Here is a 24800-nt window from a genome sequence, read left to right on the forward strand (position 1 = left end):
CGCGCAGGCCATTGCCGAGATGCCCGAGGCGCGGATTGTCTCGCCCGACCGGCTTGCGCCTTGCCCCTTGCCGCCCGCCTCGCACAGGATAGGCTGCGCGCAACCAGGCAAAGGGAGCGCGCGATGACCGAAGACACCAAGGCCGGCGAGGCCGAGCTCTACGCGCTGCTCGACGCGCAGGGCATATCCTACGTCCACCACACCCATCCGCCGCTGTTCACCGTGGCGGACTCCCAGGCGCTGCGCGGCGAGCTGCCGGGCGGGCACGTCAAGAACATGTTCATGAAGGACAAGAAGGGCGCGATCTGGCTCGCCACCTGCCTCGAGGACCGGCAGATCCGCATCCGCGACCTGGAGAAGGAGATCGGCGCCAAGAACCTCTCCTTCGGGCGCGAGGATCTGCTGTGGGAGGTGCTCGGCGTGCGCCCCGGCGCGGTGACGCCCCTGGGGCTGATCAACGACCGCGCGCATCGCGTGCATTTCGCCCTGGACCAGGGCCTGATGCAGCACGATCCGCTGAATTTCCACCCGCTGCACAACGAGGCGACCGCGGCCGTCTCGCGCGACGGGTTTCTGAAATTCCTTTCCATTACCGGCCACGAGCCGTTAATGGTCGATTTCGACCGGCTCGAGGAGCTGGAGCGCGCCCGGCGGGCGGCGGACTGACCGCGGCTCGATGTGCCCGGCGCGGTGACGATGACGGCGTGAAGACGACGGTGTGGCGTCTGGGGGGGTGTCAGCCGGTGCTTCAAAGTGATTCGCTCCCGGGCCGGGCCGCGCGATTGCCCTGCGCCATGCGTCACCCTATCTGGTGCCACAGACTGACGACGAACGAGGAGCAATGATGAACGAGATCGGCAAGTCGCTCGGCGGCGGCACCGCTGCGGGGACCGGCGGCGACGCGATCAAGGACGCCACCGAGGCCACCTTCATGGCGGACGTGATCGAGGCGTCGCGCCACACGCCGGTGATCGTGGATTTCTGGGCGCCCTGGTGCGGCCCGTGCCGCCAGCTCGGCCCCGCGCTCGAGAGCGCGGTGCGCGAGCTCAAGGGCAAGGTCAAGCTGGTCAAGGTCGACGTCGACCAGAACCAGCGCATCGCCGCGCAGCTGCGCGTGCAGTCGATCCCGGCGGTCTACGCCTTCGTCGACGGCCAGCCGGTCGACGGCTTCATGGGCGCGATCCCGCCCTCCGAGGTCACCGCCTTCGTCAAGCGGCTGGCTCAGATGGGCGGCGAGGACGGCGGCGGTGGGCTCGACGAGGCGCTGGAGCAGGCCGAGCAGATGCTCGAGCAGGGCGCCGCCTCGGACGCCGCGCAGGTCTTTGCTGCCGTGCTCGGCGAGGACCCCAAGAACCCCCGTGCGCTCGCCGGGCTGGCGCGCTCCGAGCTGGCCGCGGGCGGCATCGAGCAGGCGAAGCAGACACTCGCCTCGGTGCCCGCCGAGATCGCCGACGATCCGGCCATCGCGGCGGCCCGCGCGGCCATCGAGCTGGCCGAGCAGACCCAGGACACCGGCGAGGTGGCCGAGCTGCGCGCCCGGCTGGAAGCCAACCCGGACGACCACCAGGCCCGCTTCGACCTGGCGCTGGCGCTGGTCGCGAAGACCGAGCGCGAGGCCGCGGTCGACGAGCTGCTGGAACTGTTCCGCCGCGACCGCGAATGGAACGGCGGCGCCGCCAAGGAGCAGCTGTTCAAGCTGTTCGAGAGCTTCGGGCCCAAGGACCCGGTGACTCTCAAGGGCCGCCGGCGCCTGTCGTCGATGATCTTCACCTGAGGAGGCTCGATGCCTCGGCGCTTCACCCTCGCCGATCTGCCCGAGGTCATCCCCGTCTTTCCGCTTCCGGGGGCGCTGCTGCTGCCGCGTGCGCGGCTGCCGCTGAACATCTTCGAGCCGCGCTACCTGGCGATGCTGGACGACGTGCTGCGCTCGGACCACCGGCTGATCGGCATGGTGCAGCCCTATGAGGAGCGGGTGCCGCCACCACCGCTGCACCCGATCGGCTGCGCCGGCCGGGTCACCTCGCTGTCCGAGACCGAGGACGGGCGCTATCTGATCGGGCTGACGGGCGTGGCGCGTTTCCACATCGAGGGCGAGCTCGAGGGTTTCACGCCCTATCGCCGGGTGCAGGTGGACTGGACCGGCTTTGCCGACGATCTGGGCTCGTTCGGGCGCCACCACGAGACCGACGAGAGCTTCTGCCGCAAGGAATTCCTCAACGTGCTGCGCGGCTATTTCAACGCCGTCAAGCTGGGCTGCGACTGGGATTCGCTGCGCGAGGCCGAGCCGGAGCTTTTGGTCAACTCGCTCTCGATGATGTGCCCCTTCTCGGTCGAGGAGAAGCAGGCGCTGCTCGAGGCGCCCCACCTGGCCGAGCGGACCGAGACGCTGATCGCGCTGATGCGCTTCGCCACCGCGGCGCGCGGGGGCGACGGCGGCAAGGTGCAGTGAGATGGGGGCACAGCCGTCCGGTGAGGCCGCGCGCGCGGGCAGCGCACCCGGGCAGAAGGTCAGCCCCAGGCTGCTCGAGTCGCTGGTCTGCCCGGCCACCGGGGCGCGGCTGGAATACGACCCCGAGCGCAGCGAGCTCATCTCGCGCAACGCGCGGCTGGCCTATCCGATCCGCTCGGGCATCCCGATCATGCTGATCGACGAGGCGCGCAAGCTCGAGGACTGACACAGCCGGCCGAGCGCGATCCCGCTCGCCCGCGCCTGGGCACGCGTGCCCACCGGATCAAGTCATTGAAATTCATGCAAATCCCGTGTGGGCGCCCTTCGTGGCGAACGCTCGGCGGGCCCCGGTCCGCGCCCGCGGGCGGCGTTTTACCCCTTTCCCCGGCGGGCAAAACCCGCTTGAGTCCGGCGCGCAGGCGGGCGAGGGGGCAACCAGGTGCAGCTGTGGATTCCGATCACCATCGCCGGGGCGTTCTTTCAGAACCTGCGCTCGGCCTTGCAAAAGCACCTCAAGGGGCGGCTCTCGACGGCAGGCGCGAGCTATGCGCGGTTCGTCTACGCCTGGCCGTTCGCGCTCGCCTATGTGCTGGGCCTCAACCGGCTGGGCGGGCTGGACTGGCCGGCGCCGGGCTGGACCTTCCTCGGCTTCTGCGTAGCCGGCGGCATCTCGCAGATCCTGTTCACGGTGCTGCTGATCCATCTGTTCTCGTTTCGCAACTTCGCGGTCGGCACCACCTTCTCGAAGCTCGAGCTGGTGATCGTGGCGGGCCTGGGCGCACTGATCCTGGGCGATGGGCTGGGGCCGGTGGCGATTCTGGCGATCCTGGTCAGCGTCGCCGGCGTCATGTGCCTGACCATGGACGAGGCGAACATCACATTCGCCCGGCTGCTCTCCGGGCTGGGCGAGGGGCCCACCCTGATCGGCATCGCCTGCGCCACCTGCCTCGGCGCCTCGGTGGTGTTCTTCCGCGGCGGCGCGCTGTCGCTCAACCATGACAGCCTGATCATGGCGGCGGGCTTCACCTTCGCCGTCAGCGTGGTGCTGCAGACCGTGGCGATGGGTGCCTGGCTGGCCTGGCGCGAGCCGGGGCAGGTCTCGCGCGTGTTGGCCGAGTGGCGCGTGGCGGGGCAGGTGGGGGTGGCCGGGGCACTGGCCTCGGTGTGCTGGTTCACTGCCTTCACATTGCAGAACGCGGCCTATGTGCGGGCGCTGGGCCAGGTCGAGCTGGTCTTCACCTTCATCTCGAGCGCGCTGTTCTTCCGCGAGCGGGTGCGGCGCTGGGAGGTGATCGGCATCGCGCTGATCATCGGCGCGATCCTGATCCTGCTGCTCGGCGGCCAGCAGGCCTAGAGCGCCTGACCGCGCAACAGCCGCGGCACCTCGCCCTCGACGCCTGCGGCCTCGCGCATGAACAGGCGGCGCAGCCCGCCCAGCCTGTCGACCGCGGCGAGCCCGGTGTCGCGGGCCAGCCGCAGCAGCGGGTTGGGGGTGGAGAACAGCCGGTTCAGCGCGTCCATGCCCAGCGCGAAGGCGGTGGCGTCGAAGCGCCGCCACAGCTGGTAGCGCTCGAGCACGATCTCCGAGCCGATGTCCTCGCCCAGCCGCGCCGCCGCGACCAGCACCTCGGCCAGCGCCGCGACGTCGCGCAGGCCCAGGTTCAGCCCCTGCCCGGCGATCGGGTGCACGCCGTGCGCCGCGTCGCCGGCGAGCGCGAGCCGCGGCGCCACGTAGGCCGCGGCGAGGCTGAGGTCGAGCGGGTAGGCCCAGCGCCCGCCCGCAAGCTCGATGCGCCCCAGCCGCGGCCCGACGCGCGCGGCGACCTCGGCCGTGAAGGTGGCCGCGTCGAGCGCCATCAGCCGCTCGGCCTCGCGCCGGCGCTCGGACCACACCAACGAGGAGCGGTTGCCCGGCAGCGGCAGCACGGCGAAGGGGCCGCCGGCGAAGAAGCTCTGATGCGCCACGCCCGCGTGGGGCGCGTCGTGCGCGATGGCGTTGACCAGGCCGGTCTGGCCATAGTCCCAGCGGATGCGGCGGATGCCGGCCCCGGCCGCCAGCGCCGAGCGCCGCCCGTCGCAGGCGATGACCAGCGGGGCGGCCAGCGTCTCGCCGCCCGCGAGCCGCACCGTGGCCGCGGCCGGGCCGCGCTCCACGCCCGCCACCTCGGCCGGGGCGCGGTGGACGATGCCCTCCGTCCGCTTCATCGCGGCCATCAGCGCGCCGCGCAGCCAGCGGTCCTCGACGATCCAGCCGACGCGGCCCTCGTCGAGCTCGCGCGGGTCGAAATGCAGCAAGGCCGCCCCGGTGGGCACGCCCTCGTCGACGGTGATGTCGCGGATCGGCTCTGCCTTGTCCGCGACCGCCTGCCACACGCCGAGCGCGCCGAGGAGCCGCCGGGAGGCCAGCGCGATGGCATAGGCGCGCCCGTCGAAGCCGGGCTCGGCCCGGCGCGCGGCCGGCTCGCGGTCGATCACGGTGACGCGCAGGCCCGCGCCGGCCAGCGCCAGCGCCAGGGCCGGGCCGACCAGCCCGCCCCCGACGATGATGACGTCGCCGATCCTGTCCGCCCGCGCGCTCATGGGCTTTACTATCGGGGTGGTCCGGGGGAATGTCCACCGGGGCGAGAGCGCGGCGCGGAGCGGAGGCGGCGATGAGCGAGCAGTGGCGAAACCTGGGCGCGGCGGCGCTGGGCCGCGGCATCGAGGCGGGCAGGATCGACCCGCGCGAGCTGGCCGAGGTGTTCCTGGGCGCCATGCAGGCCAATCCCGACACCCCGCGCATCTACAGCCACACCACGCCCGGGCGCGCCCGCACCGGCGCCGCCGCCGCGGCGGAGCGCGCGCGTGAGGGGCGCCGGCTGGGCCCGCTCGACGGCGTGCCGGTCAGCTGGAAGGACCTGTTCGACATTGCCGGCGAGCCGGGCGAGGCGGGCTCGAAGCTCCTGGCCGGCCGGGTGGCCGAGCGCGATTGCGCGGTGTTTACCGCCGCCACTGCCGCCGGGCTGGTGTGCCTGGGCAAGACGCACATGTCCGAGCTCGCCTTCTCGGGGCTGGGCGTCAACCCGGTGACGGCGACGCCGCCCAATGCGATCGCGCCCGAGCGCGCCCCGGGCGGGTCGAGCTCGGGCGCCGCGGTCTCGGTGGCGCTGGGGCTGGCGGCGGCCGCGATCGGCTCGGACACCGGCGGCTCGGTGCGCATCCCTTCGGCCTGGAACGGGCTCGCCGGGCTCAAGACCACCGCGGGGGCGCTGTCGTGCGCGGGCGTGGTGCCGCTGGCGCCCACCCTCGACACCGTGGGACCCTTGTGCCGCACGGTCGAGGACTGCGCCATGCTGTTCGACATCCTGGCCGGGCGGGCGGTCTCGGTCCCCGCCCCGGCGGCGCTTGCGGGCGCGCGCTTGCTCGTGCCCGAAACGCTGGTGCTCGAGGGCTGCGCGCCCGAGGTGAGCGCGGCCTTCGAGGCGGCGGTCGAGGCGCTGGGCGGCCAGGGCGCGACGATTTCGCGCGCCCCCGTGCCCGAACTCGCCGAGACCTTCGAGGTGGCGACGCGCGTCTCGGCCATCGTCGGCACCGAGGCCTGGCGGCAGTGGGGCGAGACCATCGAGGCCAATCCCGGCGTGATGTATGCCCGCATCGAGGAGCGCTTCCGCACCGGCCAGGGCGGCACGCCCGAGGCCGACCGCGCGGCGCTGGCCGAATACGCCCGGCTGTCGCGTGCGGTGCAGCGGCGGATGGCCGAGTCGGGGCCGATGCTGATGCCGACCGTGCCGATCCTGCCGCCGCCGGTCGAGCGGCTTCTGGCCGAGAAGGACTATTTCACCGAGCGCAACCTTCTGGCGCTGCGCAACACGCGGCTGGGCAACCTGCTCGGGCTCTCGGCGCTGACGCTGCCGACGCCCGCGCCGATGATCGGGCTGATGATCGTCGCCGGGCCGGGCGAGGAGGGGCGGCTGATCGCGCTGGGCCAGGCGGTCGAGCGGGCGCTTGGCTAGCTGGACCCGGGACCGGCGAGGCAGTATGGTCCGCGCCAGCCAGAGCGCGCCCAAGCGCCCCCATGCGAGAGGCAGATGATGCAGTTTCCCCGGCGCTTCGACGCGCTGCCCGAATACGCCTTCCCGCGGCTCAGGGCGCTGCTCGAGGGCATCGCGCCGGGCGGCCCCGAGATCGCCATGTCGATCGGCGAGCCGCAGCACCCGATCCCGGACTTCGTGCCGGCGATCCTGGCCGAGCACGCCGCCACCCTGTCGCGCTACCCGCCCAACGAGGGCGTGCCCGAGCTGCGCGCGGCGATCTCGGACTGGCTGGCGCGCCGCTACGGCGTGGCCGACGCCTACCGCGACCCGGAGCGCTCGATCCTGCCGCTCAACGGCACGCGCGAGGGGCTGTTCAACACCTGCCTCGCGCTCTCGCCCGAGGATAAGGGCGGCCGCAAGCCCTACGTGCTGCTGCCCAACCCGTTCTACCAGTGCTACGCGGTGGCGGCGCTGATGGCCGGGGCCGAGCCGGTCTACCTGCCCTGCACGCCCGAGAGCGGGCACCTGCCCGACTTCGCCGGGCTGGCGCCCGAGGTGCTCCAGCGCACCGCCATCGCCTATATCTGCTCGCCGGCCAACCCGCAGGGGGCGGTGGCGGACCGCGCCTATTGGCGCGCGCTGCTGGAGCTGGCCGAGCGCCACGACTTCCGCATCTTTGCCGACGAGTGCTATTGCGAGATCTACCGCGACGAACCGCCGCCCGGGGCGCTCGAGGTGGCCTCCGAGACCGGCGCCGACCCCGAGCGGCTGGTGGTGTTCCACTCGCTGTCCAAGCGCTCGAACCTGGCCGGGATGCGCTCGGGCTTCGCCGCCACGGGGCCGCGCAACATGGCGCGCATGAAGCAGCTGCGCGCCTATGCCGGGGCGCCGTTGCCGATGCCGGCGCAGTATGCCGCCGCTGCAACATGGCGCGAAGAAAGCCATGTCGTGGCCAACCGCGGGCTCTATCAGGAGAAATTTACGCTCGCCGATGATATACTGGGCAACATGCCGGGGTACATGTCGCCCCAGGCCGGCTTTTTCCTTTGGCTCGACGTCGGCGACGGCGAGCGGGCCGCGGTGAGGTTATGGCGCGACGCAGGCGTGCGCGCGCTGCCGGGTAAGTACCTTTCGCGCCCGGCGCCGGAGTGGCTGGGCGGCGGCGACCCGGGCGAGGCATACTTGCGCCTCGCGCTGGTGGCACCGGCCGCCGAGGTCAGGCGCGGGCTCGAGGCGGTGCGCGAGGTGCTGGGCGATCTCCCGGGCGACAGCTCCGGCCGGGACGCGCGCGCGGAGCGAGGGTGAGGACGGATGGCATTCTTCTCGGGCGAAAGCCGCACGGCCCCGCTGGTTGACCGCGAGATGTCGGAGGCGATGCGCCGCCGGCTGAGCGAGTTCGTCGGGCTGGGCTGGGGCGCCGTCGCGGTGCTCGCGGCGCTGATGCTGGTCAGCTACAACGCCTCCGATCCCAGCCCGTTCAACGCCACGCCGCAGGCGCCGAGCAACTGGCTGGGCCTGATCGGCGCCATGCTGGCCGATCCGATGATGCGTGCCTTCGGCGTGGCGAGCTGGGGCATCGTGGTGTTCTTCGGCGTCTGGGCGGTGCGCTGCTTCATGCATCTGGGCGACGGCCGGCTGCCCAAGCGCGCGCTGGTCGCACCCTTTGCCTTCGTCATTGCCACCGTTTTCGCCTCGACCCACGCGCCGTGGAGCGGCTGGCCGCTGGCCTCGGGGCTGGGCGGCTTTCTCGGCGACACCGTGGTGGTGTCGCTGATCGGGCTTTTGCCGGGCAGCGCCACCGCCGCGCTCAGGGGCATCTCGCTGGTGTTCGGCGTGGCGCTGGTGGTCAGCGCGGGCTGGGCGCTGGGGCTGACGCGGCGCGAGAGCTGGGCGATCCTGCGCTGGATGCTGCGCTCGCTGCTCGAGGCCGGGCGCGAGCTGTCCGCCGGGGTGCTGGCGCTGGCCGGCATGGCCGCGGCCCGCTATCGCGCCTGGCGCGCGCTGCCGCGCTCCGAGCGGATGGCGCCGGCCGAGCCCACGGGCAGCTGGCGGGCGCGCATGAGCGGGGGCGTGGAGACGGCCGAAAGGGGCACGGCGGGGGGCGCGGCGGGGGGCGCAGGCTGGAAGCAGCGGCTGCGCGAGCGCCGGCGTCGCGGCGAGCCGCCGCTCAGCCGCGCCGACGCGGAGCCGGAGTTTGACGACGCGGGACCCGACGAGCAGGCCCGCTCGGTGAACTCGGCCATCCGGGCGCTGACCGGCCTGCCCGACGAGCCCGAGCCGCCGGCCAAGCCCGGGCGCGGGCCGCAACTGGTGCACAGCGCCGGGCGCGAGCCGGGGCGCGATAAGGGCCGCGACTCTGGCCGCGACTCTGGCCGCGATCCGGGCCCGGTGCAGGCCGCGCCGCGCCCCGGCCGCATGAGCCGGCGTGCCGCGCGCGAGCAGCAGCCGATGCTGTTCGAGAACCTCAACGAGGCGCAGGCCTATGCCGCACCGCCCCTGACGCTGTTGCAAAAGCCGGTGCCGGTGTCGCGGCCGGCGATGTCCTCGACCGCGCTGCAGGAGAACGCGCGCATGCTCGAGACCGTGCTCGAGGACTACGGCGTGCGGGGCGAGATCACCGCGGTCAAGCCCGGCCCCGTGGTCACGCTCTACGAGCTCGAGCCGGCGCCGGGGCTGAAGGCCAGCCGCATCATCGGGCTGGCCGACGACATTGCGCGCTCCATGTCGGCGCTGGCGGCGCGCGTCTCGACCGTGCCGGGCCGCTCGGTGATCGGCATCGAGCTGCCCAATGCCGAGCGCGAGACCGTCTATCTGCGCGAACTCTTGGAGAGCCCGTCCTACGGCGACAGCCAGGTCAAGCTGGCGCTGGCGCTGGGCAAGGACATCTCCGGCTCGCCGGTGGTGGTCAATCTCGCGCGCATGCCGCATCTGCTGATCGCGGGCACCACCGGGTCGGGCAAGTCGGTGGCGATCAACACCATGCTGCTGTCGCTGCTCTACCGGCTCAGCCCGCACCAGTGCCGCGTCATCATGATCGACCCCAAGATGCTGGAGCTGTCGGTCTATGACGGCATCCCGCACCTCATGGCTCCGGTGGTCACCGACCCCAAGAAGGCGGTGGTGGCGCTCAAGTGGGTCGTGGCCGAGATGGAGGAGCGCTACCGCAAGATGTCGAAGCTGGGCGTGCGCAACATCGACGGCTACAACGCCCGCGTGCGCGAGGCCCTGGCCAAGGGCGAGGCGTTCCAGCGCACGGTGCAGACCGGCTTCGACGACGACACCGGAGAGCCGGTCTACGAGACCGAGACGATGACGCCCGAGGAGCTGCCCTACATCGTCGTCATCGTCGACGAGATGGCCGACCTGATGATGGTCGCGGGCAAGGAGATCGAGGCCTGCATCCAGCGCCTGGCGCAGATGGCACGGGCCTCGGGCATCCACCTGATCATGGCCACCCAGCGCCCCTCGGTGGACGTCATCACCGGCACCATCAAGGCCAACTTCCCGACCCGGATCTCGTTCCAGGTGACCTCGAAGATCGACAGCCGCACGATCCTGGGCGAGCAGGGCGCCGAGCAGCTGCTCGGCCAGGGCGACATGCTCTACATGGCCGGGGGCGGGCGCATCACCCGCGTGCACGGCCCCTTCGTCTCGGACGAGGAGGTCGAGGACGTGGTGCGGCATCTCAAGGAGCTCGGCCGGCCCGAATATATCGAGGAGATCACCGAGGGTGGCGACGAGGAGGCCCAGGCGCTGGTCGACGAGAAGCTCGGCCTGAGCACGGGTGCCGACGACGACGCCTCGCTCTACGACAAGGCGGTGGCGATCGTGGCGCGCGACCGCAAGTGCTCGACCAGCTACATCCAGCGCAAGCTCGCCATCGGCTACAACAAGGCGGCGCGGCTGGTGGAGCAGATGGAATCCGAGGGCGTGGTCAGCTCGGCCAACGCGGTGGGCAAGCGCGAGATCCTGATCGCCGAGCGCTAGCGCCGCCCATCTGTTCCCCTGCGCGCCCGCCCCGCGAAGAAACCGCAGCGGGGGCAGGCGGTATCCAGCAAGGATATCTCGACGCGCCGATTCCCTCGGGTGCGCGCCTTCGCATGTCAGGCAGTCCCGAGGATCCACCCCGACGGGACCGCCCCTGGGGTCGGGGGGGCCGTGGAGCGATCCTCAGCGGCCCGTGCCGCCCTGTCCGCGATCGGGCAGCCCCCCGACCTTCGCCGCCGAAGGTCGCCGATGCGCCAGCGGGCGGACGTTCATGCGCGGCCGCGCGAGCCTGCGGTTTGCGCCCGATACCGGCACTTGCCGGGTGCTCCGGGAACATCCGCCTTCTTTACCGAGTCAGCCATCGCGAACGGCTTCACCGTCAGCCCGGCGGCTGCGCCCGGGATGTGCTCACTTGCCGCTCAGTGGCATGGCATCGCAGGAGACTTTCGGGTTCATCTCCGCAAAGGCCCCGGTCGGATTGTCTCGCCAGGCCCAGACGTGCAGGTCGTAGAAGGGCTTGAGACCCCATCGGTTCGGCGAGCTGTTGTAGTTGAACAGATGCCCGTCCAGCGACGCGGGGCCGTGGAAGGTGATGTATTCGACCGCCACCAGCGTCATCTTCCCGCCCGGCTCCGGCTCGTACATGATCGCCTGCGGATGGGCGATATCGATCTTGCCGGACTTCATCAGGGCACCGCTCACATAGTGCACCCCCATCGAACCGCCGCCCGCGCCGTCCGAGCATGGAATTGGCGAGTAGCCTTCCTTCACGGCTTCGGCCACATTCGAAAAGCGGGCGTCGACTTGCCGAATTCGGTCGACGAGCGGGTTCGTCTGCGCCTGTGCGAGAGCCACCGTGGCGGCGAGGGCCATGAGAGAAACGCTGAAGCAACCAAGAATGCGTGTCACAAAACTTCTCCCCCTGTTTATTTTTGATTGGAACGGCCCACGCTAGCATTGTGAGGCGCTGGTTCAATGCGTCGGACAGTCGCAAGGCGACTGTGCGTGGCGGAGCAGAAGCCGGCCACCGGCGTCGCTTGCCGGGAGGTGCGCTTTCCCGCGCTTTCCCGTGGTTCTCTCTGCCCCGCGGAACCGGACCGGGCCGCGTCGCGTTGAGGCAGCGGCATCGGGGTTGCGACCGGCGGAGCCGCATTGCCGCCTTGACCTTCGCCGATGTCTTGTTGACTTTCCCCGGATCGGCCCCGGATCGGCCCCGGATCGGCCCCGGGGCGGCCGCGGGGCAGCTTCGGGACCGGCCGGCGCCGGATCGGCCGCCCCCGGCCGTTGCAACATCGAGCCAGCAGCACCAAGTGAGGCCCATGTTCAGACGCACGCTCCTCCTCGGCGCCTTCGCCGCCGCCCTTTGCGCCACGCTCCTGCCCGGCCCGCCGGCGGCGGCCCAGCAGTTCTCGGGCAAGGACATGCGCGACCTGGTGCGCATCTCCAACTACCTCAACGGCATCACCACGATGGAAGGCCACTTCGTGCAGGTCGGCCCGAACGGCAAGGCCTCCGAGGGCACGTTCTACCTGCGCCGCCCGGGGCGCGTGCGCTTCGAGTACAACCCGCCGAACCCGACGCTCGTGGTGGCCGACGGCTTCTGGGTCGGGGTCTACGACAAGCGCGCGGACACGCTCAACCGCTATCCGATCTCCAGCACACCGCTCGACCTGCTGCTCAAGAAGCATGTCGACCTGCGCAAGGAGGGCGCGGTGCAGTCGATCGAGCGCGGCAACGGCGTGATCCGGGTCAAGGCGATCGAGCCGGGCAAGCCCGACCAGGGCTCGATCACCATGATCTTCGACAACGATCCGCTGGCGCTGCGTCAGTGGGTGGTGGTCGACGCCCAGGGCCTGACCACCACGGTGGCGCTGAGCGACGTCAAGGCGAACGTCAAGCTCGACCCGCGGCTCTTCGTCATCAACGATCCGACGAACAAGCCGAAGTAGCGGCCGCCCGCTTCGGCGCCCCGGCGGCGCCCGCGGGCCTCAGAGATCGAAGCTCGCCATCACCGGAACGTGATCGGAGGGCTTCTCGGCGCCGCGCCAGTCGCGCAGCACCCGGCTCGAGGCGGGCACGTCGCGCACCCCGCCGCGCGTCCAGATGTGGTCGAGCCGGCGGCCGCGGTCGGCCGCCGCCCAGTCCTGCGCCCGGTAGGACCACCAGGAATAGACCCGCTCGGGCGGCGGGATGTGCGCGCGCGTGACGTCGCGCCAGCCGCCGGCCTGTTGCACGCGGGCCAGCCGCTCGACCTCGACCGGCGTGTGGCTGACCACCTTGAGCAGCTGGCGGTGCGACCACACGTCCTCCTCCAAGGGCGCGATGTTGAGATCGCCGACCAGGATCGCCGGGCCGTCGAGCGCCGCGCCCCAGTCCGCCATCTCGTCGACGAAGGCCAGCTTGTGCGCGAATTTCGGGTTCGCCTGCGGGTCCGGCTCGTCGCCGCCGGCGGGAACGTAGAAGTTGTGCAGCACGGCGCCGCCGGGCAGGCGCGCCGCCACGTGGCGGGCATCGCCGCGGGCGCAGAAGTCGACATGGGACTCCTCGGCGACGGGCACGCGCGCCAGAATCGCGACGCCGTTGTAGCCCTTGTCGCCGCGCACCGCGAGATGGCGGTAGCCGAGCGCGGCGAAGCGCTCGCGCGGGAACTTCTCGACCGGCGTCTTGGTCTCCTGCAGGCACAGCACGTCGGGCGCCTCGCGCTCGAGGAACGCGGCCACCAGGCCCTCGCGCAGCCGGACCGAGTTGATGTTCCAGGTCGCGATCGTCAGTGCCATTGCCTCGCCCCTTGCCTCGCCCCTTGCCTCGCCCCTTGCCCCGAGCCTTGCCTCCCGCCACCGGGCGGGCGCGCAGAATGGCCGAGGCTGCCGCGCCGCTCAACCCGGCCGGCCGGGATCGCTCACGAAAAAGTGCGCCCGGTGCGGGGAGCACCGGGCGCTTTTGCCCGTTTCGGGCGGGCCACGGATGGAGTGAGGGGGGCTCCATCCGCTCAGCAACGGCGGGTTCGGGGGGGGAATTGCCGTTGCCTGAGGGGAATCTAGGGTGGGGGTGCAGCGCCTTCAAGGGCCGCCCCGCTCACCTGACACCGCTCACCTGACCCCGCTCACCTGACCCCGCTCACCTGACCCCGCTCACCTGACCCCGCTCACATGGCGAGCCGGTAGCCGCCGGCATCCGTGATTAGGATCGCCGCCTGCGCCGGGTCGGGCTCGATCTTCTGGCGCAGCCGGTAGATGTGGGTCTCGAGCGTGTGCGTGGTGACGCCGGCGTTGTAGCCCCAGACCTCACGCAGCAGCACCTCGCGCTCGACCGTGCGCCCGCCTGCGCGGTAGAGGAACTTGAGGATGTTGGTCTCCTTCTCGGTCAGCCGGATCTTGTGCTCGTTCTCGTCCACCAGGAGCTTGGCGCCGGGGCGGAAGCTGTAGGGGCCGATCGAGAACACCGCGTCCTCGGACTGCTCGTGCTGGCGCAGCTGCGCGCGGATGCGCGCCAGCAGCACCGGGAACTTGAACGGCTTGGCGACGTAGTCGTTGGCGCCCGAGTCGAGGCCCAGGATGGTGTCGGAATCGGTGGCGTGCCCGGTCAGCATGAGGACGGGACACTTCACGCCCTGCTTGCGCAGCAGCCGGCAGACCTCGCGGCCGTCGATGTCGGGCAGGCCGACGTCGAGGATCACCAGATCGTGCATCTCGGTCTTGGCGCGCTCGATCGCCTGCTGGCCGTCCTCGGCCTCGTAGACGTCGAACTCGTCGATCATCATCAGCTGGTCGGCCAGCGCCTCGCGCAGGTCGGCGTCGTCATCGACCAGCAGGATCTTGCGGGCAACGGTCATGCGATGGTCTCCCGTGCGGCTGCGGCGCGCCTCGTCGGCCTGGCCGCAATAGAGGCGGCGGCGCGCGGGCGCGGCAAGCGGGCATGTCGGATTCTCACCGAGCTGTGTGCCCCAGGCCGGCTTTGTTACGAATGTCGCGGGCCTTCTGGCGCGCCTTTGCCTATATTGCTATGAGCCCGGGCCTGAAGGGAACCTCGCCAAAGATGCCCCGAACGACGCCCCCAACCGGTCCCGCACCGTCGCTGAGCCTGACCGCGCAGGAGCTGGTGGCCCGTGCTCGCGCCGATCTCAGGATCGGCGCCCCGGTGGCGCTCGCCTCGCCCCTGGGCAGCGCGCTGGCGGTGGCGGCCGAGACGCTCACGGATGCCCGCCTCGCGGCCCTGCGCGCGGCCGGGCCGCAGGCGCTCGACCTCGCCGTCAGCTTCCGCCGCGCCGAGACGCTGCAGGCCCGCGCCTATGACGGCGCGCTGGCGCGCGTGGTGGTGCCGCCCGACGCCGACGCCGCCTGGGTGCAGGCCACCGCCGACCCCGCGCGCGACCTCGCCACGCCGCTCAAGGGGCCCTATGCCACGCGGCGCGAGGGCGCGTGGGACCTGCACGCGCTGGCCATCGGGCTGGCCAAGCAGGCCCGGCTGCTGCCCGCCGCGGTGGTCGCCGCCTGGGCCGACCCGGCGCGCGCCCGCGCGCTGGCCGCCGAGGCCGGGCTGAGCCTGCTCACCGAGGCCCTGCTGCGCGAGGCCGCCGCGCCGGGGCCGCGGATGCGCCGGGTCGCGGGCGCGCGGGTACCGACCCGCTTTGCCGAGGCCGGGCGCTGCCACGTGTTCCGCCCCGCCGACGGCGGCGAGGAGCACTACGCCATCGAGGTCGGCCGCCCCTCGCGCCACGCCCCCGTGCTCACCCGGCTGCACTCGGCCTGCTTCACCGGCGACGTGCTGGGCTCGCTGAAATGTGATTGCGGGCCGCAGCTTCACGCGGCGATGCAGCAGATCGCCGCGGCGGGCGGCGGCATCCTGCTCTACATGAACCAGGAGGGGCGCGGCATCGGGCTGGCCAACAAGATGCGCGCCTACGCGCTGCAGGAGCAGGGCTTCGACACGGTCGAGGCCAACCACCGGCTGGGCTTCGAGGACGACGAGCGCGACTTCCGGCTGGGCGCCGAGATGCTGCGCGCGCTGGGATTCTCCTCGGTGCGGCTGATGACCAACAACCCCGCCAAGGTCGAGATGATGGCGCACTGGGGCGTCGAGGTGGCCGAGCGCGTGCCGCTCAAGGTAGGCCGCACCGCGCACAACGCGGCCTATCTCGCCACCAAGGCGGCCAAGAGCGGGCACCTGCTCTGAGTCCGCCGGTGCAGGCCCCCGGCCCTCTGCCGCGTCCCCATGACCTGGTCGTCGGCCCCTGGGGCGCGCGCTTCCTGGGCCGGCGCATGCCCTGCTCGGTGGGCCGTGGCGGCATCGTCGCGGCGGCGGCCAAGCGCGAGGGAGACGGCGCGAGCCCGGCCGGCGCCTGGCGGCTCATTGGGCTCTACTGGCGCGCCGACCGGGGGCCGCGGCCGCGCACGAACCTGCCGGCGGTGCCGCTCGACCACCGGCAGGGCTGGGCCGAAGTGCCCGACGACCCCGCCTACAACCGGCCGGTGCGCCATCCGCACGCCTTCCCCGCCGACCGCATGGCGCGAGGCGACCCGCTCTACGACCTGTGCGCGGTCACCGACCACAACGCCCGGCCGGTGGTGCCGGGCCTGGGCAGCGCCATCTTCGTTCATCTGTGGCGCCGCCCGCGCGCGTCCACGGCGGGCTGCATCGCCTTCCGCCGCGCCGATCTGCAATGGATCCTGGCCCGCTGGCGCCCGGCCTCGCGGCTCGTCATCCGTCCGCGCGGCGGGCTGTGAGGCTCACAGCCCGGCCTCGGCCAACAGCGCCTTGAGGTCGGCCTCGGGCCGGGCGCCGACATGGCCGATCACCTCGGCCGCCGCGACGCAGCCCATGCGCGCCGCCGTGACCGGGTCGCGCCCCCCAGCCAGCCCGTGCAGGAAGCCGGCGGCGAACAGGTCCCCCCCCCCGGTGGCGTCGACCACCTCGCGCGGCGTGGTGGGCACATGCGTCTTGCGCCCGTCCTCGATCACCCAGGCGCCCTTGTCGCTGGCGGTGACGGCGGCCAGGCGCACCTCGGCGGCGCAGGCATCCAGCGCCGCCTCCAGCCCGTCGGCCTGGTAGAGCGCCACGATCTCGGGCTCGTTGGCGAGCACGAGGTCCAGCTCGTCGCGCACCATGCGGCGGAAGGCGTCGCGGTGGCGCTCGACGCAGAACGGGTCGGACAGCGTGGCGGCCACGCGCCCGCCGGCCGCCTTCACGGCGCCGATCGCCTTGGCGAAGGCGGCGTGGCTGTCCGGGCCGTCGAAGCGGTAGCCCTCGAGATAGAGCCAGTTGGCGCGGGCCATCAGCGCCTCGTCGATGTCCGCGGGCGCCAGATGCTCCGAGACGCCCAGATAGGTGCTCATCGAGCGCTCGCCGTCCGGCGTCACCATGACCAGGCAGCGGCCGGTCTCGGCCCCCGCGTCGCCCGGCGCGGGCGGCGTGTCATAGAGCGCGCCCTGGGCGCGCAGGTCGTGGGCGAAGATGCTCCCCAGCTGGTCGTCGGCGACCTTGCCCACATAGGCCACGCGGCTGCCCAGCATGGCGAGCCCGGCGATGGTGTTGGCGCCCGAGCCGCCCGAGACCTCGACCGCCGGGCCCATGGCGGCGTAGAGCTCGGCGGCGCGCGCCGTGCCGATCAGGGTCATCACCCCCTTCTTGACGCCCGCCCCGGCCAGGAACGGGTCGCTCACCCGCGCCAGCACGTCGACCAGCGCGTTGCCGATGCCGATCACATCCAGCCGGCTCATGTCGTTTTCTCCTCGTAGAGGCACAGGTCGCGGATGATGCACTGGGGGCATTTGGGCTTGCGCGCCACGCAGGTATAGCGGCCGTGCAGGATCAGCCAGTGATGCGCGCCGACCGCGTATTCGGCGGGCACGTTGTCGTCAAGGGCGCGCTCGACCGCCAGCGGGTCGCGCCCCGGCGCGATGCCGGTGCGGTTGGCGACGCGGAAGATGTGCGTGTCGACCGCGTGCGCGGGGTGGTGCCACCACACGTTCAGCACCACGTTGGCGGTCTTGCGGCCCACGCCGGGCAGCGATTCAAGCGCCGCCCGGCTCGAGGGCACCTCGCCGCCGAACTGCTCGATCAGGATGCGGCTGATCTTCAGCACGTTCCTGGCCTTGTTGCGAAACAGGCCGATGGTGCGGATGTGCCCGGTAATCCCTTCCTCGCCCAGCGCCAGCATCTTCTCAGGCGTGTCGGCCGCGGCGAACAGTCCCTTGGTCGCCTTGTTCACGCCCTTGTCGGTCGCCTGCGCCGAGAGCACGACCGCGACCAGGAGCGTGAAGGCGCTCTGGTGGTCGAGCTCGCTTTTGGGCTCGGGGCGCGCGCCGGCCAGGCGGCGGAAGCATTCCCTGAGCGGGTGGTATCCGAGCTGCGCGACCATGGCGGCGGAGATTTACCCGCGCGCCGGCAGAAGGCAAGCGCGCCGTCCCCGTGCCGCGCCCTCAGATGCACACGACGTCGAGCGGCGGGAAGCCGTTGAAGCCGACGCTGGCATAGCTCGAGGTATAGGCGCCCGCGGCCAGGATGCGCACCCGATCGCCCGCCTTCAGCGCCAGCGGCAGCTGCACCGGCCGGCGCTCGTAGAGCACATCGGCGGAATCGCAGCTCGGCCCGGCGACGATGCACGGGCCGGTCTCGCCGCCGTCGGCGCTGGTCTCGAACTGGTAGCGGATCGCCTCGTCCATGGTCTCGGCCAGGCCCGAGAACTTGCCGATGTCGAGATAGACCCAGCGCGCGATGTCCGAGGAGCGCTTGCGCGAGACCATCAGCACCTCGGCCGCGATCACACCGGCCTCGGCCACCAGGCCGCGGCCCGGCTCGGCCATGACATAGGCGGGCTCGGTGCCGAAGCGGGCGCGCATCTCGGCCATCACCGCGCGGGCATAGGCTTCCGAACCCTCGACCGGCTCGCCGTAGAAGGCGGGGAAGCCGCCGCCCAGGTTCAGCACCTCGAGCGCGAAGCCCGAGGCGCGCGCCGCCTGCCACACCTCGGCCGCCATGTCGAGCGCCGGGCGCCACATCGCCGGCGCGCGCGTCTGGCTGCCGACATGGAAGGACAGGCCCACCGGCCGCAGCCCCGCGTTCCAGGCCAGCCCCATCAGGCGCACCGCCTCCTCGGGCGGGCAGCCGAACTTGCGCGTCAGCGGCCAGTCGGCCTGCGAATGCTCGACCAGCAGGCGGATATAGACGCGCGCGCCGGGCGCGTGGGCGGCGATCTTGGCGATCTCCTCCTCGGCGTCGGCCGCGAACAGGTCGATGCCCAGCCCGTGCGCCCAGGCGATGTCCGCGCCGCGCTTCACCGTGTTGCCGAACGAGATGTCGGCCGGGCGGGCGCCGGCGGCCAGGCACAGCTCGATCTCGGCCCGGCTGGCCGCGTCGAAGCGCGCGCCCGCGCGGGCCAGCCGCGCCACCACCGCCGGGTGCGGGTTGGCCTTCACGGCGTAGTGGATGCGGGTCTCGCCCCGACCGTCGTCGAGGCCGCGCGCCAGCGCGCCATAGCGCGCGGCGACGGCGTCGAGGTCGATCACCAGCGTCGGCTGCTCGAAGCGGCGCGAGTCGAGATAGGCGGCAAGCTTGCCCGCCGCTCGCGAGGGCACCGGGAAGGCCGAATCGGTAACGGTCTCGAGAGACGCGAGCGCGCCCCCATGCGAAGTGGCAATCATCGTCGTTCCCCATCAGGACCCGGCCGCAGGCTTTGTGCCGCGAGGCCGGAGTGACCAACAGAGACGCGACCGTCGCTACTTAAACGCATGCCGGGTATTCGCCCGATGGAGCATGGCCAGAGGCGCGTGCGTTGGCGTCGTGGCGCGCATATGCGGCCGAATTGGCTTGAAATCAAGAGCGATCTCGGCAGGTATTGAGTCCGTGTGGTCGCAGGGCCGCAGTTTCCCCGGCGCAAGAAGCGGGTGGCCGGGGGAGCCGGGCGGCATAGAACTACGCTAGCTTGCCGTGGGAGAGGAGAAATGAACGTCGCACCCGCCTCTGATTCGTTCCACTACGACCTGATGGCCGCCGCCATCCGGTTCATCGAGCGCCGCCAGGAGGACCAGCCCTCGCTCGAGGAGGTCGCCGCCGCAATCGGGCTGAGCCCGGCGCATTTCCAGCGCGTGTTCAGCCAGTGGGTCGGCGTCAGCCCCAAGCGCTACCTGCAGCACCTGACGCTCGCCCGCGCCAGGGAGATGCTAGGCCGCGAGGCCAGCGTCATGGAGACGGCCTATGCCTGCGGCCTGTCCGGGCCGTCGCGGCTGCACGACCTGTTCGTGCGCTGGGAGGCGATGACCCCGGGCGAGTACGCCCGCCACGGCAAGGGCCTCGACATCGCCTATGGCTGGTTCGACAGCCCGTTCGGCGAGGTGCTGGCGATGGGGACCGGGCGCGGCCTGTGCGGCATGGCCTTCGCCGCCGAGGAGGGGCGCGACGCGGCGCTGGCCGACATGCGCGGCCGCTGGCCGGCCGCCCGCTACCACGAGGACGAGCCGGCGCTCGCCGCACCGGTCGGGGCCGCCTTCGGCGGCGGCGAGGTCAAGGTCCAGCTCATGGGCGCGCCGTTCCAGATCAAGGTGTGGGAGGCGCTGCTGGCGGTCCCGCTGGGCGCCCTGACCACCTATTCCGAGCTCGCCCGCCGCGTCGGGCGGCCCAAGGCGGTGCGCGCGGTGGGCACGGCGGTCGGGCGCAACCCGCTGGCCTGGCTGATCCCCTGTCACCGCGTGCTGCGCTGCGACGGCGAGCTGGGCGGCTATCACTGGGGCCTGCCGTTGAAGCGGGCGATGCTCGCCTGGGAATCGGCGCGCAGCGAGGCGGAGCGGGCCGAGGCATGAGGCGGGGCGTCGATCTCGAGCGCAACATCTACCTGGTCTCGGCACAGGTCGCCTGGGCCAATTTCTGGCCCTGCCTGACCGCCGTGCTGCTCCTGGTGGCGTCCGATATCGGCGGCGGATTCCTCTATGCGCCGCTCGCCTTCGCGGTGCTGCGCGCGCTGATCCTAATGATCGCGGGATACGCCGCCTACCGCATGCTGCTCTCGGGCGGCGCCGTGCGCGGCTGGCGGGCGGCCGCGACGCCCGAGGGCAGGGTGCCGTGGCGCTATGCCGGGGTCATGCTGATCATTCTCGGCCCGATCCTGCTCCTGGGCGTGGTTTGGACCGGGTCCGACAACGGCGGCGCGGCGACGCCCAACGGGCTCGCCGCGATGGGGCTCGGGATCGTCATGGTGATGATCTACGCCTCGCTCTACGTGCTGATCGGCACGGCGCTGCCCGAGGTGGCCGAGCTCGGCGTGGCGTCGCTGGCGGACGCGGTGGCGCGCGGCCGCGCCCATTACCGCGAGATCGCCCGGGCCATGGTCACCGGCCCCTGGCTGTTTCGCGTCGCCTCGATGCTGGCGCTGATCGTCGCCAACATGGCCGGGGTGCAGACCGACCTGTTCAGCGTCGACGCCCGCGCCTTCCACGCCCTGGGCGTCCTGCCGACCGTGCTGTTCCGCACCAGCCACGTCTTCGCCGAGGTGATGACGGCGGTGGTGCTGGCCCGCGCCTACCGCCGCTACCCGCTGCTGCCCGAAGACGCGGTTCCCGCCTGAGCGGACCGCGCCGGGTCGGCGCTATGCCCCGACCAGCTCGCGTACATAGCCGGGCAGGGCGAAGGCCGCCCGGTGCACCTCGGGGCTGTAGTAGCGCGGGGCGATCCCGGCGGCGGCGAAGCGCGCCTCCAGCGTCGCCAGCCCGTTCTCCCGCGCCGCCCCGTCGGTGCCCCAGCCAAAGGCCATCGGCCCGCCCCAGTAGGTCGGTACCGTGGCCATATAGCAGGTGGCATCGCGGAACAGGGCGCGAAAGGCGGCCATGGTGTTGCGCAGCTCGTCGGCCTGCTGGAACGGCACGCCGTTCTGCGTGGCGAAGATGCCGCCCTCGGCCAGCCGGCGCTTCACGTTGGCATAGAAGCTCTCGGTGAACAGCGCCTCGCCCGGGCCGATCGGGTCGGTGGAGTCCGAGATCACCACGTCGAAGCGCGCCTCAGAGTCGCGCGCGAACGCCGCCCCGTCGGCGATCACCAGCTCAAGCCGCGCATCGTCGAAGGCGCCGGCGCTGACGCCGGGCAGGTATCGCTTGGAGAACTCGACCACGCCGGCGTCGATCTCGACCATGGTGACGTGCTCGACCGCGCGGTGCCTCAGCACCTCGCGCGCCATGCCGCCGTCGCCGCCGCCGATGATCAGCACGCGCCGCGCCGCGCCGTGGGCGAGGATCGGCACATGCGCCATCATCTCGTGGTAGATGAACTCGTCGGCCTCGGTCAGCTGCACCACGCCGTCGAGCGTCAGCACCCGGCCCAGGCGCGGGTTCTCGAACAGGCGCAGGCGCTGGTGCTCGGTCTCGCTGTCGTAGAGCACGCGCGCCTCCTCAAGCGCCAGCGCCCGGTCGTCATAGAGCGACTCGACGGTCCAGCCCGGAATGGTCGGTGCGGTCATGGCGCTCTCCCTTGCTCTGGCTTGCGGCCCGGCGCGCGGGCATGATGGGGGGCCTTTTTCCTCAGGGAGGCGCGCGATGTCCACCCGCCAGACGCCTGCAACCGGTCCCGCCAGCGCGGTTTCAACCGGGGGCTGCCAGTGCGGCGCCGTGCGCTACGAGGTCCGCGGCACGCCGCTGGCGCTCTATGTCTGCCACTGCACCGAGTGCCGGCGGCAGTCGGCCTCGGCCTTCGGCATCTCGGTGATCGTGCGCGCCGCCGATCTCGTGCTGACCGCCGGCGAGACGCGGGTGTGGACCCGCTCGACCGATTCGGGGGCGCGGCTGGTCTGCCACTTCTGCCCGGTCTGCGGCAGCCGGCTGTGGCATATGGGCAGCCGTCACCCGGGGCGGGTCTCGCTCAAGGGCGGCTCGCTGGATGCGCCGCCCGACCTCGCCCGCGCCGTGCATATCTGGACCAGAAGCAAGGTGCCGGGCGTGGTGATCCCGCCCGGCGCCGAATGCCATCCCGGCGAGCCGCCAGACTAGCGGCCGAGACCCCGATCAGGCCAGCGCGGCCCCGATCAGGCCACCGCGGCCTCGACCAGCCCCTCGCCGCGCAACAGCTCCTGCACGCGCACCTCGCGGGCGGCGAAGGCGCGGCGCAGCACCTCGACCGCCTTCCACGGCTCGGCCTCGCCGCACATGAACACGTCGAAGGCGGCATAGCCGACCTCGGGCCAGGTGTGCACCGAGATGTGGCTCTCGGCCAGCACGGCGACGCCGCTCACGCCCTGGGGCGAGAACTTGTGCGTGTGGATGTGCAACAGCGTCGCGCCGCAGGCGTCGACGCAGTCGCGGAATGCGCGCTCGATGCGCGGCTCGTCGTCCAGCCCGCTGCCCCCGACCACCTCGATGATCAGGTGCGTGCCGGCATAGACCTTGCCGTCGCGGTGGATGAAGTGATCGTCGCGGGACTCGTCCAGGACATCCCGGTCCGAGACCACGACGAGATGTGCGCGGGTCTTCCCCGCTTCTTCCGCATGGGTGGTGCCTGTCTCCAGGTCCATCCCCAGTTGGAAGAGGTGTGCCTGGCTCATGGCAGCGCCTCCCCTACCAGCAGATGAATCCAGAGGCCCCTTAGCGCCCCCCCGCGGACGGGGTTGGGATCGGTGACCCTGTGGAGCGGGCAGATACTGCCTCCGGGCCCCCGGCACAAGGGGCGCGAGGGCCGCGACCGCAAATATTTCCGGCCCGGATGCCGCCGCGCGACACTGCGCGACGCGGCCGGGGCGCCGTGGCGGGTCGCACGGGGCTCGTTCGGGGCCCCGGGCGCCCCTCAGACGGGGGTGAGGTTGAGCGCGATCGAGATGCGCACGTCGCTGCCCTCATAGGGCCGCACGCCGTGGCTCAGCCAGGACGGAAACATGACCAGGTTGCCGGCCCTGGGCCGGATCAGCTCCGAGGCCCCGACCGACTGCCCGCCCGCCGTGCGGAAGGCCAGCAGCGGCGCCAGCATCGCCGGGCCGACGCCGCGCGGGTCCTGCATCTCGAACTCGCCGCCCAGGGCTGGGTCCTCGCCGGCGCCGCCGTCGCGCACATAATAGGTGGCCGACCAGTAGGCGCCCGGATGGGTGTGGAACTCGTTGCCCTGGCCGCGCCGGTTGACATTGGCCCAGGCGTTCATGCGCCAGCGCAGCTGCATGGGCCGGCCGTGCCGGTCGGCGGTCAGGTTGCGCGCCAGCGCCTGCGCCAGCTGCAGCACGGCGCGGCCCTCCTCGCCGCACCAGTCCTCGAAGTCGGTGGCTGACTGCCAGCCGCCCCAGTTCGAATGGTGCACGCCGGCGACCGCGCGCTCGCGCTCGAGGATGCGCGCCTCCAGCGTCGCGTTGAGCCGTTCGGCCTCGGGCACGGGCAGGATGGCCACGGGGGTGGGGAAGAGGTTGCGCAGCTGCACCTGCGGCCCCGCGCCCGAACCGGCGGCCTGGCCGGCGCCGGGACGGCTCGCGCTCTTTTCCATGCCGTGTCCTCTCGCGCCCGGCTAGTGCCGGAAATGCCGCATGCCGGTGAAGACCATGGCCAGGCCGGCGGCGTCGGCTGCCGCGATCACCTCGTCGTCGCGCAGGGCGCCGCCGGGCTGGATCACGGCGCTCGCGCCCGCTTCCGCCGCGGCCATCAGCCCGTCGGCGAAGGGGAAGAAGGCGTCCGAGGCCACCGCCGCGCCGCGCACCGGCGATTCGGGCAGGCCCAGCGCCTCGGCCATGTCCTGCGCCTTGCGCGCGGCGATGCGGGTGGAATCGACCCGGCTCATCTGCCCCGCGCCGATGCCCACGGTGGCGCCGCCTTTGGCATAGACGATGGCGTTCGACTTGACGTGCCTGGCCACGGTCCAGGCGAACATGAGATCCGCCATCTCGGCCCCGGTCGGCGCGCGCTTCGTGACCACGCGCAGGGCGTCGGGCGCCAGCGGCGCCGCGTCGGCGTCCTGCACCAGGAACCCGCCCGAGACCTGCCGCCAGGCCAGCCGGCCGCTGCGCGGGTCGGGCAGGGCGCCGGTGACCAGCAGGCGCAGGTTCTTCTTCGCCGCGAAGACGGCGCGCGCCGCCGCGTCCGCCTCGGGCGCGATCACCACCTCGGTGAAGATCTCGGCGATGCGCTCGACGGTCGGCCCGTCCAGAGTCCCGTTCAGCGCCACGATGCCGCCAAACGCCGAGACCCGGTCGCAGTCGAAGGCCCGCTGGTAGGCCTCCGCGAGCGTCTGCCCGCGCGCCACGCCGCAGGGGTTGGCGTGCTTGATGACGGCCACCGCCGGGCCGTCCGCGGGGTCGAACTCGGCCACCAGCTCGAAGGCGGCGTCGGTGTCGTTGATGTTGTTGTAGCTCAGCTCCTTGCCCTGGAGCTGGGTGGCGGTGGCCACGCCCGGCCGCGCCGAGC

25 protein-coding genes are annotated in these 24800 nt (G+C 72.1%); 14 read left to right on the top strand and 11 right to left on the bottom strand.

Translation table 11 applies throughout. The annotated features are described in order from the left end of the window. Window positions 1-123 precede the first annotated feature (123 nt). From AC32QD_RS13685 to AC32QD_RS13705, 5 genes are all read left to right on the top strand, one after another. Window positions 124-666, top strand: a complete 543-nt coding sequence (locus AC32QD_RS13685; RefSeq protein ID WP_492011062.1) for a prolyl-tRNA synthetase associated domain-containing protein — start codon at window positions 124-126, stop codon at window positions 664-666. Window positions 667-844: 178 nt separating this feature from the next. Further along, on the top strand, window positions 845-1774 hold the full coding sequence (locus AC32QD_RS13690; protein WP_492011085.1) for a tetratricopeptide repeat protein: 930 nt from the start codon (window positions 845-847) through the stop codon (window positions 1772-1774). A 9-nt stretch (window positions 1775-1783) separates the two neighbouring features. Next, complete coding sequence (locus AC32QD_RS13695) at window positions 1784-2449, top strand: LON peptidase substrate-binding domain-containing protein (protein ID WP_492011063.1); 666 nt, start codon at window positions 1784-1786, stop codon at window positions 2447-2449. A gap of 1 nt (window position 2450) precedes the next feature. Continuing rightward, window positions 2451-2675, top strand: a complete 225-nt coding sequence (locus tag AC32QD_RS13700) for a Trm112 family protein (protein ID WP_492011064.1) — start codon at window positions 2451-2453, stop codon at window positions 2673-2675. Between the two features lie 213 nt (window positions 2676-2888). Beyond that, on the top strand, window positions 2889-3803 hold the full coding sequence (locus AC32QD_RS13705) for an EamA family transporter (protein WP_492011065.1): 915 nt from the start codon (window positions 2889-2891) through the stop codon (window positions 3801-3803). Here the strand turns inward: AC32QD_RS13705 and AC32QD_RS13710 are convergent. Beyond that, window positions 3800-5029 carry a UbiH/UbiF/VisC/COQ6 family ubiquinone biosynthesis hydroxylase gene (locus tag AC32QD_RS13710; RefSeq protein WP_492011066.1) on the bottom strand — a complete coding sequence of 410 codons (1230 nt, stop codon included), beginning with the start codon at window positions 5027-5029 and terminating at the stop codon, window positions 3800-3802. The genes AC32QD_RS13705 and AC32QD_RS13710 overlap by 4 nt on opposite strands. 71 nt (window positions 5030-5100) lie before the next feature. Between AC32QD_RS13710 and AC32QD_RS13715 the strand changes: the two genes are divergently transcribed. From AC32QD_RS13715 to AC32QD_RS13725, 3 genes are all read left to right on the top strand, one after another. Continuing rightward, on the top strand, window positions 5101-6441 hold the full coding sequence (locus tag AC32QD_RS13715) for an amidase (RefSeq protein ID WP_492011067.1): 1341 nt from the start codon (window positions 5101-5103) through the stop codon (window positions 6439-6441). A 78-nt stretch (window positions 6442-6519) separates the two neighbouring features. Next, window positions 6520-7767: an aminotransferase class I/II-fold pyridoxal phosphate-dependent enzyme gene (locus tag AC32QD_RS13720; protein ID WP_492011086.1), complete on the top strand. Its 1248-nt coding sequence runs from the start codon at window positions 6520-6522 to the stop codon at window positions 7765-7767. A 6-nt stretch (window positions 7768-7773) separates the two neighbouring features. Continuing rightward, window positions 7774-10449, top strand: coding sequence for a DNA translocase FtsK (locus tag AC32QD_RS13725; protein WP_492011068.1), 2676 nt, complete (start codon window positions 7774-7776; stop codon window positions 10447-10449). A 408-nt stretch (window positions 10450-10857) separates the two neighbouring features. Here the strand turns inward: AC32QD_RS13725 and AC32QD_RS13730 are convergent, their stop codons facing one another. Beyond that, window positions 10858-11358 (bottom strand): hypothetical protein, encoded by a 501-nt coding sequence (locus AC32QD_RS13730; protein ID WP_492011069.1) that lies wholly within the window; start codon window positions 11356-11358, stop codon window positions 10858-10860. Between the two features lie 410 nt (window positions 11359-11768). On the opposite strand from AC32QD_RS13730, the gene AC32QD_RS13735 reads away from it, so the two are divergent. Beyond that, complete coding sequence (locus AC32QD_RS13735; protein ID WP_492011070.1) at window positions 11769-12398, top strand: LolA family protein; 630 nt, start codon at window positions 11769-11771, stop codon at window positions 12396-12398. Window positions 12399-12437: 39 nt separating this feature from the next. Here AC32QD_RS13735 and AC32QD_RS13740 read toward each other — a convergent pair whose 3' ends face one another. Both AC32QD_RS13740 and AC32QD_RS13745 read right to left on the bottom strand, forming a co-directional pair. Then, entirely contained in the window at window positions 12438-13226 is a 789-nt protein-coding gene (locus AC32QD_RS13740; RefSeq protein ID WP_492011071.1) for an exodeoxyribonuclease III, read from the bottom strand. Window positions 13227-13594: 368 nt separating this feature from the next. Next, on the bottom strand, window positions 13595-14281 hold the full coding sequence (locus AC32QD_RS13745; protein ID WP_492011072.1) for a response regulator transcription factor: 687 nt from the start codon (window positions 14279-14281) through the stop codon (window positions 13595-13597). A gap of 203 nt (window positions 14282-14484) precedes the next feature. Between AC32QD_RS13745 and ribA the strand changes: the two genes are divergently transcribed. Beyond that, complete coding sequence (ribA, locus tag AC32QD_RS13750; RefSeq protein ID WP_492011073.1) at window positions 14485-15621, top strand: GTP cyclohydrolase II; 1137 nt, start codon at window positions 14485-14487, stop codon at window positions 15619-15621. Window positions 15622-15629: 8 nt separating this feature from the next. Beyond that, window positions 15630-16172, top strand: coding sequence for a L,D-transpeptidase family protein (locus tag AC32QD_RS13755; RefSeq protein ID WP_492011074.1), 543 nt, complete (start codon window positions 15630-15632; stop codon window positions 16170-16172). Between the two features lie 3 nt (window positions 16173-16175). Here AC32QD_RS13755 and AC32QD_RS13760 read toward each other — a convergent pair whose 3' ends face one another. The 3 genes from AC32QD_RS13760 to AC32QD_RS13770 form a co-directional block, all read right to left on the bottom strand. Further along, window positions 16176-17165: an adenosine kinase gene (locus AC32QD_RS13760; RefSeq protein ID WP_492011075.1), complete on the bottom strand. Its 990-nt coding sequence runs from the start codon at window positions 17163-17165 to the stop codon at window positions 16176-16178. Next, a complete protein-coding gene (gene nth / locus AC32QD_RS13765; RefSeq protein ID WP_492011076.1) occupies window positions 17162-17806 on the bottom strand; it encodes an endonuclease III in 645 nt (214 codons plus the stop codon). Before nth ends, AC32QD_RS13760 begins: the two co-directional genes overlap by 4 nt. A 61-nt stretch (window positions 17807-17867) precedes the next feature. After that, window positions 17868-19088: a type III PLP-dependent enzyme gene (locus AC32QD_RS13770; protein WP_492011077.1), complete on the bottom strand. Its 1221-nt coding sequence runs from the start codon at window positions 19086-19088 to the stop codon at window positions 17868-17870. A gap of 300 nt (window positions 19089-19388) precedes the next feature. Between AC32QD_RS13770 and AC32QD_RS13775 the strand changes: the two genes are divergently transcribed. Then, a complete protein-coding gene (locus tag AC32QD_RS13775; protein WP_492011078.1) occupies window positions 19389-20243 on the top strand; it encodes a methylated-DNA--[protein]-cysteine S-methyltransferase in 855 nt (284 codons plus the stop codon). Beyond that, window positions 20240-21004: a hypothetical protein gene (locus tag AC32QD_RS13780; protein WP_492011079.1), complete on the top strand. Its 765-nt coding sequence runs from the start codon at window positions 20240-20242 to the stop codon at window positions 21002-21004. Before AC32QD_RS13775 ends, AC32QD_RS13780 begins: the two co-directional genes overlap by 4 nt. 21 nt (window positions 21005-21025) lie before the next feature. Here AC32QD_RS13780 and speE read toward each other — a convergent pair whose 3' ends face one another. Then, window positions 21026-21889 (bottom strand): polyamine aminopropyltransferase, encoded by an 864-nt coding sequence (speE, locus tag AC32QD_RS13785; RefSeq protein ID WP_492011080.1) that lies wholly within the window; start codon window positions 21887-21889, stop codon window positions 21026-21028. Window positions 21890-21965: 76 nt separating this feature from the next. Between speE and AC32QD_RS13790 the strand changes: the two genes are divergently transcribed. Then, a complete protein-coding gene (locus AC32QD_RS13790) occupies window positions 21966-22415 on the top strand; it encodes a GFA family protein (protein ID WP_492011081.1) in 450 nt (149 codons plus the stop codon). A gap of 35 nt (window positions 22416-22450) precedes the next feature. Here AC32QD_RS13790 and speD read toward each other — a convergent pair whose 3' ends face one another. The 3 genes from speD to purH form a co-directional block, all read right to left on the bottom strand. After that, window positions 22451-22966, bottom strand: coding sequence for an adenosylmethionine decarboxylase (gene speD, locus AC32QD_RS13795; protein WP_492011082.1), 516 nt, complete (start codon window positions 22964-22966; stop codon window positions 22451-22453). Window positions 22967-23205: 239 nt separating this feature from the next. Then, a complete protein-coding gene (locus AC32QD_RS13800) occupies window positions 23206-23886 on the bottom strand; it encodes a TIGR02466 family protein (RefSeq protein WP_492011083.1) in 681 nt (226 codons plus the stop codon). A 21-nt stretch (window positions 23887-23907) separates the two neighbouring features. Next, window positions 23908-24800: bifunctional phosphoribosylaminoimidazolecarboxamide formyltransferase/IMP cyclohydrolase (gene purH, locus AC32QD_RS13805; RefSeq protein WP_492011084.1), on the bottom strand; the 893-nt coding region annotated here is incomplete at its 5' end.

The sequence above is a fragment of the Thermohalobaculum sp. genome, from assembly GCF_058622915.1.

Excerpts from the sequence above, each read along its gene's own strand:
- AC32QD_RS13685 (WP_492011062.1), top strand. The coding sequence starts at position 124 with ATGACCGAAGACACCAAGGCCGGCGAGGCCGAGCTCTACGCGCTGCTC.
- AC32QD_RS13690 (WP_492011085.1), top strand. The coding sequence starts at position 845 with ATGAACGAGATCGGCAAGTCGCTCGGCGGCGGCACCGCTGCGGGGACC.
- AC32QD_RS13695 (WP_492011063.1), top strand. The coding sequence starts at position 1,784 with ATGCCTCGGCGCTTCACCCTCGCCGATCTGCCCGAGGTCATCCCCGTC.
- AC32QD_RS13700 (WP_492011064.1), top strand. The coding sequence starts at position 2,451 with ATGGGGGCACAGCCGTCCGGTGAGGCCGCGCGCGCGGGCAGCGCACCC.
- AC32QD_RS13710 (WP_492011066.1), bottom strand. The coding sequence starts at position 5,029 with ATGAGCGCGCGGGCGGACAGGATCGGCGACGTCATCATCGTCGGGGGC.
- AC32QD_RS13715 (WP_492011067.1), top strand. The coding sequence starts at position 5,101 with ATGAGCGAGCAGTGGCGAAACCTGGGCGCGGCGGCGCTGGGCCGCGGC.
- AC32QD_RS13720 (WP_492011086.1), top strand. The coding sequence starts at position 6,520 with ATGCAGTTTCCCCGGCGCTTCGACGCGCTGCCCGAATACGCCTTCCCG.
- AC32QD_RS13725 (WP_492011068.1), top strand. The coding sequence starts at position 7,774 with ATGGCATTCTTCTCGGGCGAAAGCCGCACGGCCCCGCTGGTTGACCGC.
- AC32QD_RS13735 (WP_492011070.1), top strand. The coding sequence starts at position 11,769 with ATGTTCAGACGCACGCTCCTCCTCGGCGCCTTCGCCGCCGCCCTTTGC.
- AC32QD_RS13740 (WP_492011071.1), bottom strand. The coding sequence starts at position 13,226 with ATGGCACTGACGATCGCGACCTGGAACATCAACTCGGTCCGGCTGCGC.
- AC32QD_RS13745 (WP_492011072.1), bottom strand. The coding sequence starts at position 14,281 with ATGACCGTTGCCCGCAAGATCCTGCTGGTCGATGACGACGCCGACCTG.
- ribA (WP_492011073.1), top strand. The coding sequence starts at position 14,485 with ATGCCCCGAACGACGCCCCCAACCGGTCCCGCACCGTCGCTGAGCCTG.
- AC32QD_RS13760 (WP_492011075.1), bottom strand. The coding sequence starts at position 17,165 with ATGAGCCGGCTGGATGTGATCGGCATCGGCAACGCGCTGGTCGACGTG.
- nth (WP_492011076.1), bottom strand. The coding sequence starts at position 17,806 with ATGGTCGCGCAGCTCGGATACCACCCGCTCAGGGAATGCTTCCGCCGC.
- AC32QD_RS13770 (WP_492011077.1), bottom strand. The coding sequence starts at position 19,088 with ATGATTGCCACTTCGCATGGGGGCGCGCTCGCGTCTCTCGAGACCGTT.
- AC32QD_RS13775 (WP_492011078.1), top strand. The coding sequence starts at position 19,389 with ATGAACGTCGCACCCGCCTCTGATTCGTTCCACTACGACCTGATGGCC.
- AC32QD_RS13780 (WP_492011079.1), top strand. The coding sequence starts at position 20,240 with ATGAGGCGGGGCGTCGATCTCGAGCGCAACATCTACCTGGTCTCGGCA.
- speE (WP_492011080.1), bottom strand. The coding sequence starts at position 21,889 with ATGACCGCACCGACCATTCCGGGCTGGACCGTCGAGTCGCTCTATGAC.
- AC32QD_RS13790 (WP_492011081.1), top strand. The coding sequence starts at position 21,966 with ATGTCCACCCGCCAGACGCCTGCAACCGGTCCCGCCAGCGCGGTTTCA.
- speD (WP_492011082.1), bottom strand. The coding sequence starts at position 22,966 with ATGAGCCAGGCACACCTCTTCCAACTGGGGATGGACCTGGAGACAGGC.
- AC32QD_RS13800 (WP_492011083.1), bottom strand. The coding sequence starts at position 23,886 with ATGGAAAAGAGCGCGAGCCGTCCCGGCGCCGGCCAGGCCGCCGGTTCG.